Source organism: Mycobacterium pinniadriaticum (genome assembly GCF_026242045.1).
In the GTDB taxonomy this organism is placed as follows: Bacteria; Actinomycetota; Actinomycetes; order Mycobacteriales; family Mycobacteriaceae; genus Mycobacterium; species Mycobacterium pinniadriaticum.
In genome coordinates this window covers 1-9,368 of the sequence record NZ_JAPJDO010000074.1, presented here as the reverse complement: position 1 = coordinate 9,368, position 9,368 = coordinate 1, and the positions used below count along the sequence as shown (strand labels likewise).

Genomic DNA, 9,368 nt, shown 5'->3' with positions numbered 1-9,368 from the left:
ACCTTCACTGGGGCCTCCATCCACATCTGTGGCTCTACCGGCCAGGACCCACTCCTGACGGCAACCCACGATCACATGTGGCGAGGCCCCAGCCTCCCCATACGGTCTAGGTGGGGCACCACGGCGGCGCCGATGCCGTGGTGTGCGACCACGCTGAGAGTCAGCTCGTCGCCGGACGTGCTGATCACAATGCGCGCGGACAACAGCCTGCTGTGCAGCAGCTGGTTCACAGGTCGCACCAGGTACGACACCGCGTCGTCGTCGAGATCCGGGAGCTCGCCGTGAACATGCATCTCGACGGCGGTCTGGGTGAGTTCGGCGGCGTCGAGGCCGGGTCTGAGCCCCTTCACCAGGACGTGGTCGAGCATCTTCTCTTGGTCGAACAGCGCGCGCAGGCGCTGCGACTGGATGCGGGCCTGCAGTCGGACGGTTTCGGTGATCGGGTCTCCGGCGGCGAGGGTGGTCAGTAGTGGTGTCACGGCGCGGATGTGGTCGAGCTGGCTGGTGTGGTACTCGGCGCGTATCGCGGCCGCAGAGTTTTCGGTTGTGAGGATCTCCTGGCGGGCGCGGACCTCGTCGTGGATGTCGATGGCAGCGGAGCGGACGAGGCCGGTGAACAACAAGGCGACGAGTTGGACACCGAACAGGCTGGCGGTCCCCAAGCCGAAGTTGGCCAGCAGCGCCCACGAGGGTAGCCGCGCGAGGCTGACGATTGCGGCGAGCAGCCAGAATCCCAACAGGATCATTGAGGCCCGGCGAGTGGGCAGCGCGAGCAGCAGGGGGATCAAACACCATCCGATCGCTCCTTGTGCCCAGTGCGCTTGTCCGCCGAGTTCACTGGTGGGCAGCAGTATTGGTTGAACGATCGTGACGGCGGCCACCACAAGGGTTGCCGGCCAGGCGAACCCCCAGCGGCCGGCCAGGATGCCCGGAATCGCGGCCAGGGGTGCGATCGCTGCCAGCGCGGCCAGCAGGACCTGCGGGGCGGCCGGATCGGAATGTGTCAGTCCGTAGGGAATCGTTGATGCCAGGACAGCCAGCGCGAGAACGATCAATCCGAGCCCGAAGACCACGTGAATGCGTTCGGCAAGCCGCTCGGGGTCGCCGCTCGTGTCGGCGGCTTCGTCATCACCGGCGTTGGCCGCTGTCGGGAGCGTGAGTTCGACCGTGGTGCCGCACCCAGGAGTCGATGCCACCGTCGCCGACCCGCCGGCACGCTGCATCCTCGCGGTGATCGAGTCAGCGACCCCGTGACCGCAGTAAGTCCGGTCGGGGGCAAATCCGACGCCGTCATCGGTGAGTGTGACCCTTTGCAGGCCGACCGCGATGGTCAGGCAGGTGGCGCGGGCGTGGCGGTCGACATTGGTCATCGCTTCGCGGGCGGCTGCGATCACCGCGGTGGCTGTGCCCGCGTCAAGCCACAAGTCCTCTCTTCCGCGAAACGATGTCGGCGTGTCGATGTGAACGGCCGCCCGTCTGAGCGCGGCGACGACGTCGAGACGCCCGTGCGTGGGTTCCCATGGGCGATGCGCCAGCACCTCGAGGTCGCGGCGGGCTTGGGCGGCCAGGCGCTGCGGCGCCACCCTAGCCTGGTCGACCATCAGCAGTGTCGAGGCGGCCGTGTCGTGCAGCAGGGCCAGATGCTCACGCTCCGCGTCTCGGACCGCACGCGCCACCTCATGGTCGACCTCGGCAGCCACCCGGTCCTGTCGCGATCGGTCGACCGCCGCGGCGACCCGCAGCACCAGCGTGCGCATCAGGGTGGCATTTCCCCACTGCAAGAAAAAGTAGTACAGCGCCGGAACGGCCGGTAGCATCGCCCACCCGACCACGCCAGCCGCCCCGGCGCCGAAGCTCAGCGCGATCACCACCGTCATCGGCAGGCTGAGGCGCACCGGCAGACTCACCCCGAAAGTCACCACCGCGGTCCCGGTGATCGCCGCTGGCACACTGTTGTGCGTATAGAAGTCCGGGTGGGGGGCAATCAGCGGCAACCCGACGCACACAGCCAGCACGCACGCGAAGTCGACGAAAAGCAACAAGGGTCCATGCTTGCGAGTGAGCAGCCGATACAGCGACCAGCCACCCACAACAGTCAACAGCACGCGACCGGCCAACGGCGGGCCCGGCAAGAACAGCCCGACCACCACGACGACGAGCGTCGCTGCGTGTCGCGTGAGCAGGCCGATGTCAGCAGCCCTATTGAGCAGTTGCTGCTGAGATACATCGCCAACCAACGAGCCCTGCTCCACGAGGATCCATTGTTCTCCAGACCGCTGCACCGGGCGGCGATTCTTCGTGGGTCCCGATGCCCCGCCGCATGTACACTCGGGTCCTCATTGGTAGAGGCACGCGTCCCGACGCGCGGAGGTGATCGTGGCCGGCCCGCCAACTACTGCCGGCGTCGTCGGAAACCTCGCGTGGGGCCCTTTTGGTGCTCTCGACGTGTACCCGCGACCGTTGTCGTCCGTTGGGACGATAGGCATACCGCATGGTGTCAGCTGATAATTGCTGACGATTCCGTCGACACGGTCGATGGTTCGGTTCAATCCGGCCGGGCACATGAAGGAGCTTCTTGGGATGCGGAACAGATACCCCGCAGCCGTGGGCGCGGGAGCCGTCGGCGCGGCCGTGCTGGCCGCCGCGCTTGCAGCCGCGGCGCCGGCACAGGCTGACCGTGTGGTCAGCGCCGATGAGATCTGTGCGCAGGCCTACCCGGGTACCCATGCCGTGGTTTCGGTGGGCGGGGTGTACACCACGTGCGCCAAACCTGGCACAGCGCTGCCGGGAATGTGGACCAACAACTTCAACCTCAACCCCGGAAATATGGACGAACTGCCCTACGGTTCCCACCGCGTCGACCCCGGCAACCTGTTGAGCGACTGGGTGATCCCCGACAATCCTGATCCTGCGCCACCGCTGATGCGTTGCGACCGCATCAGCGGCCAGATCATCTGCACCTCCGACAACCCTTGAAGCGAGAGCGTGTAGCCGCGACGGTCGGGCGGCCATCATCGATTCGGGCTGGCGATACCATCCAGGCGCGCAGACATACCCCTCGGGCTCGTAGTTCGGGCCGCGCTCGTGTGGCAGCAATAGTAAAGGCCGGATCCTGTTGCGCGCGAACTGCAGAGCAGATATCGGTAGGGTTTCTGCGTCGAGCCATCGGAGCACGCTGGTTCATCGTCATCTCGATCGACGGCTCGGACACCTCGCCGGTCCACTCGGAGGAAGGGCGAACTGTTCTGCTCGCTCAAAGCGGTTCTTAGGGAGAACATCTATGACACGCTTCGTGTTCAACCCGCCACCCGGTTGGCCTGTTACCCAAGGCTGGGAGCCTCCGCCAGGATGGTATCCACCCTCCGACTGGCCTCCCGCACCCCCAGGATGGACGTTCTGGATCCCTGGCCCCGAACAGTCCCATGTACTCAACCATCCCGCGCAGACACCCGGACCACCCCGGTCCCAGAGCCCGTACCCACCAGCAGGACCGCAGCCGCGGTCCTGGAAGAACCCCCAAGCAACGATCGCGCTCGTCGTCGGAGGCGTGGCGGTCGCCATAGTCATAGCTATCGTGCTCAACTTCGCGTTGAATTCGCCCTCGGACCGGATCGACGCCATCTCAGCGCAGCCTGCGGCCCCCACCACATCGGCAGCCGTAGCGAATGCTGCTGAGACAACCCTGACCTTGCGCGACACGTGGCCGTTCGAGAACTCGAAAGGCTACTCCTACGATCTAGCACTTTCACTGAGCGACCCGTCGAGGTTCAGCGATGTGCGGGGCAAGAGCCACCCCAATGACAGCTCGATCATCGTGGGAAAGGTGTGCGGTGATGGGCCCAAGTTCGAGACGGCTGCAGTCGTATTCGGCCGAGCGGTCGCAACGGCAACAACAACAGGGTTCGATACCCCGATTCGAATCGCCATTGACCTGGTGTTTCATGGCAAACGCCGCTACGCAATCCACCCACTCCTCGTTGCGCAGTACGACTCCGACGGCGGAGCTTGCAGCGACAAGCAACGGATTGCGACAAATTTCCGGAAGCCAGTTGCGACAGGGAATTCTGTCAGAACTGATTTTTTTGTCGTGATCGAAGGCTACTTCGACGAACCCGACGGTGACCGTCAGTTCGCAGAGAACGCGTTCGTTGCTCCGGGAATCACGAATCCGGTCAGTTCGGCTGATATGGATGGGAGGTATATGTGCCTCGACTGCCTCGAGACACCGCTCGTGCGATGAGGCATACCCCGAAACACGAATGAACAGTGCACAAATAGCCTGCAAACCTGTCAATTGACTGGTAGTTATCTATCGAGTCGCTAATAGCTGGGGAGTCGTGTGGCAAAGGTGCGGGGTAAGCATGGGGCAGGTCGGCATCGAACTCGGACACATCGTCGTCAGCCGTATGGATGGCTGGGTGCTAGTGCACTGACCCTCGGAGTGGGGGCTGCGTTGGCCAGCGGGTCCGGGATGGCTCACGCTGAGGGTCCGACATCAAAGGACAGCTCGTCAGCGGCCGCAGGTCCCGCTGCCAGACACAGCTCCTCGGCCCACGGCACCGGCGGTTCACGCCGGAGTACCGCCACTGCGAGTTCCGGATCTCGGTCGGTACAAAGCCGTCCCGTACCGCTGAGGGCGCATTCAGCTGTGTCTTCTTCCGTGCGTCGGCTCAGTGCTGGCAACTCGTCGCAAAGTGGCTCGCCTGTGGCTGGGTCGGCCTTTTCCGCACGCCAAACCCAGCCACAGAGTGCGGTGGCTCAGCCAGCAGCGGTGGTGACCTATGGCCAGCAGATCGCCCAGGCCCAGGCGAGCTCCTCGGATCCGATTGCCGGGTTCTTTCGCGCCTTGGGGGCTTTGTTCAACAACCAAACCCCCACCCTCAATCCTCGCCAGACCGGTGAAAACGGTTCCGGTGTGGTTACTGGCGACCTGGGTGCCCTCGACCCGGACAGCGCGACCTTGACCTACACCGTCACTCAGAAACCCGTGCACGGCACGGTGGATATCAACCCTGCCGACGGGACCTACACCTACACCCCTGATACAGCTTGGGCGCATATGACCGGCGGTGTGGATGCCTTTGCGGTCAGTGTCAGTGATGCCGCGAGCGGGTTCGCCCTCCACGGCCTGCCCGGACTGCTCCACCTCTTGACCTTCGGGCTGATCGGATCACGCGGCGGTACCAGCACGAAAACCGTGACGGTCGTTGTCACCGCTGTCAACCAGTCCCCGGAGATCACCGTCACCGGTGTCAGTGACCCTGCTGCCGACGGGGCGGTCATCATCACGTACACGGTTTCTGATCCTGACAACAACGCATCAGCGACCCCGGATCCGTTAATAGTAAATGTCACTGGCACCGATAGCACCCAATCGCTGTCGCTCAACGGCGACAGCACGGTGACCTACCTGCCCACCCAGGATGCCCGGGAAGCCGCCGCCGGCACCGGCACTGGCAGCGATGTGGTCACCCTGACCGTCACGGACGGTCACGGCGGATCAGCGAGTGCCACCGCGACGGTCACGATCACCCCACCACCGAATAGTGAAGTGCCGGTAGTGCAGATCACAGCGACCGACCCTGACACCGGCACCATCACCGGCACGATCACCGGCGGTACTCCCGCCGCGTCCCTGACCTACACCCTGTCAAGCGTCTCGATGTACGGAAGCGCCAACGTCGATGCCGAAACCGGGCAGTGGAGCTTCACTCCCACCCTGACCGGCTTGGTCTCCGCGTGGGCGGGAAGCACCACCCCAACAACGAGTTTCACCGTCACCGCCTCCGACGGACAACTAGACACCCTGGTCACCGTTGCTGTGCCGTTGTCGGTGTCCCAAGATGCCCTGATTGCCCTGCTGGCCCGCGACGGTAGTACCCCGTCCGCGGTTGCGGTCGCCGCCGATGGCACGGTCTACGTCACCAATTCCGGGGCCAACACCCTCTCGGTCATCGACCCCACAACCAACGAGGTCACCACCACTGTGCAGGTGGGACGCAACCCCCAAGCCGTCACCGTTGGCACCGACGGGCGAGTGTGGGTGGTCAACTCCGGCGACAACACCCTCACCGTCACCGACCCAACCGGTGGAAACTTCCAGACAATCACGGTCGGACAAGGGCCATCGGCGATCACCTTTGGTGACGACACCAGAATCTATGTCACCAACGCCACCGACAACACCGTCACGGTCCTCAACACCACCACCTACGAAGTGGAGCGCACCATCGCGGTCGGCGCGACACCCACAGGCATCGCGACCGGCCCTGATGGCCGCATCTACACGGCCAACTTTGGTGACGGGTCCATCACCCTCATCGACCCCAGCGCTGACTTCGCCGCAGACACGCTGATACTCGACGGCATCAGCCCCTACGACATCGCAGTAACCCCGGATGGCACCATCGCCGTCACCGACCCACTAAACGACTCGGTCACTCTGCTGACGCTCGCCGACCTCCCGTCAGCAGAGGGTCTGATCGTGAGCAGTTCCGGGTTACATGCCTACGAATCAACGGCCCTCGCCGTCAACCACGGGCCGACGGCCATCGCCTCGGGATCTGACGGCACCCTGTATGTGGCCAACAGTGTCGGCAGCACCATCACGTCCATCAACCCACAGTCCTTCTCCGCCAACGCAATCCAAGTTGGCACCTATCCCAACGATGTCGCCATCGACGCGAACGGAAACCTGTACGTCACCAATGGTGGATCCGACACCCTCACCATCAGTCGCCAGAATGGGGTCGTCGATGTCCTACCAGTCGGTGTAGACACCCACACGGTGACGGTCGGAACGTCGGGACAAATCTTTCTTACCGACAAGGCCTACAACGTCTTCATGTCGGTGATCACGCCTTACTGGATCACCCTTCCCAACTACGACATCACAACGGTAACGACGCAAGTCGGGGAGTCATTCGCTGTCCCTTTGCCTGACGAAGAAGTCGGCTACATGGGTTCTCTGAGGGTGGAGTTCGGCCCGAACGGGCAATTTTATGTCGCTGGCCAAGTTTACAAAGACATGGGCGGAAGCGGTTACATCGGCGATTATATCGGCGTCAGTGACCCGACAGGAGTGCTGACCCAGAACGCCAAGTTGCCATTCGCGGTGGACAATCCAACGATCAGAGTCACCGACGATGGCCGCGTCTATATCGCGGACTCTGGAACGCTGTACGAGGTCGTTTTTTCGGCCCCTGAAGGCTCTCAGATTCGGCAGGTTTACCATTCGCCAGGAGGTCTGATCGCCTCGCTGACGATAGGCCCGAACCAGAGTCTCTACGCCATCACCCGCGATGACTCAGCCGCATATCATCTCGCCGTCATCGACAGCGCGGGTAACGTAACGGAAACTACCGATCCGGTTCCGTTCGCTCCCAATGGCGTAGCCTTCGACGCCGACGGACGCGCCTACTACCTCACGGATGGTTCTCAACTTGTTGTGGTCGCCGCCGACCTCAAATCGGTTTCCGTCCACGAAATAGATGGAATAGGCGGCCTGCGGCCCCAGGGAGGATTTGCAGTTGATGCTCAAGGGAGCATCTACATCGCCGCTAACCGTGCATCGGACCGCAGCACAAGTCTCGTAATCCTTCATCCTGACTACTCGGTTGATCAGATAATGCCGCTCGGGTTAAGTAATTGGTGTCTTCAGATCGTTGTAGGCCCTGACGGAAACGTGATCATGCCAACGCTTACAGGTGTGATTGCTGTCGACCCGATCAATCACACCGTCGCGCCCATCGATCTTCGTCCCCTAACGTGGACGACACCTTTGAAGGTGAGAGACGATGGTGTCTACTACTGGTCTTTTGACCAGGATCCCGCCAATTCAACCACGACCTACTTCGCGTCTCGAATTGCATTACCAGGAACCGCGCCACTGCCGAATGCGACGCAGGACGAAACCATCTCTTACACCCACGCACCGGAATCCTTGCGAGGGTTGTGGAACTTTGTTCGCGAGGAAGCGACGAAAGAGTACGATCCTGATGCTGACTTCGATGATCCTGACGCCGACGGGAGTGGCGTTGTCGTGCAGACAGTCCACGGCGATGACGGCGAGAACCGGTTAATCGTCTATGTCGGCGGCACGGATTTCAGCCAGTGGCTCGTGGGCGATCAATCAAAACTTATGAACCTGCTGTCCGCGATCAACATAATAAAGGCAAACCAGGTCAAGAAGATCGATGATGCAATCGCCGCCTGCAAGGCCGATACGGTGAACTGTGGCAGCGTCAAGGAAATCATGCTAGTTGGCTACAGCCAAGGCGGTATGGATGCACAGAACCTCGCAGCGCACTACCCCGATTTGGTCACCACCGTCATCACCTTCGCCTCGCCAATTGTTCAATCTCCCATCCCAGGCGACGCGGTACTACATGTTCAGGACACGCTCGATCCCGTGCCTCCAATACCCGCCGAAGCAGCCGGGACATTGGCCGCAGCTTTCTTGCTGCACAATCTTGATTTATCCAAATACTTCGCCAAGAAGGCGGCCGACTACATTTGGCGACTTGGTGAAGCGCAGGATAAAAATCAACTATTTAGGGCGACATCAGGAGTGCCCGGAAACGACGCTCACGCAAGCATAGAGACCTATCGCATCGACAGTGCACAATTCATGTACAACACGCCCAACCAGTACGCCCAGGTGAAGGCTGCGATTGTCCGTTTCCAGGGCGTGCTGATACCTAAGTTACCTGAGTACTGACGACTCGCTGCGTCTCTCTCCTGCGATCTTCTCGCCATCCCTAGCGTGTCTCGAAATCGACCACATTTGAGATAACGGGCTCGTATGTGTCTGGTGTGAAGTTTCCCAGGTCGTCGTGTTTCAAATATTGCTCTCGGGTCAAGTCCAGGGGCGTGGTGTACGAAGTCGTCGCGTGATTCTTCGACGGGTTGGGTCAGGCGGTCAGTGCCGCCGGGGTGGCCTCCTGTTCGGTTGATGGGGTGGGGTCGGTGCGGGATTTGCTGAGGACTTCCAGGCCGAGGTAGCGGCGGGATTCGTGAGGGGGACCCGTTTGGTGGTCCAGTCGCTATGCGACTTTCGGTTGGTGGGTCGTGGCCCACTGTAGGGCAAACTCGGATGGGGTGAGTTCTCCGTGGGCGGAATGGGGCCGGTTGGCGTTGTAGTCGCAGCGCCAGTCCTCGATGATCACCTGGGCTTCCAGCAGCGAGTCGAAGCGCCACGAGTTGAGCAGCTCGTCACGCAGTCTGCCGTTGAACGACTCGATCCAGGCGTTCTGCCACGGTTATCCGGCTAATCTTGGTGCGGTTTCTGCTGTTGAAGGTGGGTCTTCAGTCAGGTTTTGCTTTTCGTAGGCGGCGGATTTCTTCTTCGTGACGGCGCACGGTGGTGG

4 protein-coding genes and 1 pseudogene are annotated in these 9,368 nt (G+C 62.0%); 3 read left to right on the top strand and 2 right to left on the bottom strand.

Translation table 11 applies throughout. The features are described 5' to 3' along the window. Positions 1-71: 71 nt before the first annotated feature. Positions 72-2,282, bottom strand: a complete 2,211-nt coding sequence (locus ORI27_RS32290; RefSeq protein ID WP_266074060.1) for a sensor histidine kinase — start codon at positions 2,280-2,282, stop codon at positions 72-74. A gap of 298 nt (positions 2,283-2,580) precedes the next feature. On the opposite strand from ORI27_RS32290, the gene ORI27_RS32285 reads away from it, so the two are divergent. The 3 genes from ORI27_RS32285 to ORI27_RS32275 all read left to right on the top strand — a co-directional run bounded on the left by ORI27_RS32285 (position 2,581) and on the right by ORI27_RS32275 (position 8,719). Then, complete coding sequence (locus tag ORI27_RS32285; protein WP_266001314.1) at positions 2,581-2,976, top strand: hypothetical protein; 396 nt, start codon at positions 2,581-2,583, stop codon at positions 2,974-2,976. Positions 2,977-3,574: 598 nt separating this feature from the next. Further along, a complete protein-coding gene (locus ORI27_RS32280; RefSeq protein WP_266001313.1) occupies positions 3,575-4,240 on the top strand; it encodes a hypothetical protein in 666 nt (221 codons plus the stop codon). A gap of 534 nt (positions 4,241-4,774) precedes the next feature. Continuing rightward, positions 4,775-8,719, top strand: coding sequence for a virginiamycin B lyase family protein (locus tag ORI27_RS32275; protein WP_266001312.1), 3,945 nt, complete (start codon positions 4,775-4,777; stop codon positions 8,717-8,719). A 325-nt stretch (positions 8,720-9,044) separates the two neighbouring features. Here ORI27_RS32275 and ORI27_RS32270 read toward each other — a convergent pair. Beyond that, a pseudogene (locus ORI27_RS32270) lies at positions 9,045-9,260 on the bottom strand (integrase core domain-containing protein); the annotation flags it as partial. Between the last annotated feature and the right edge of the window lie 108 nt (positions 9,261-9,368).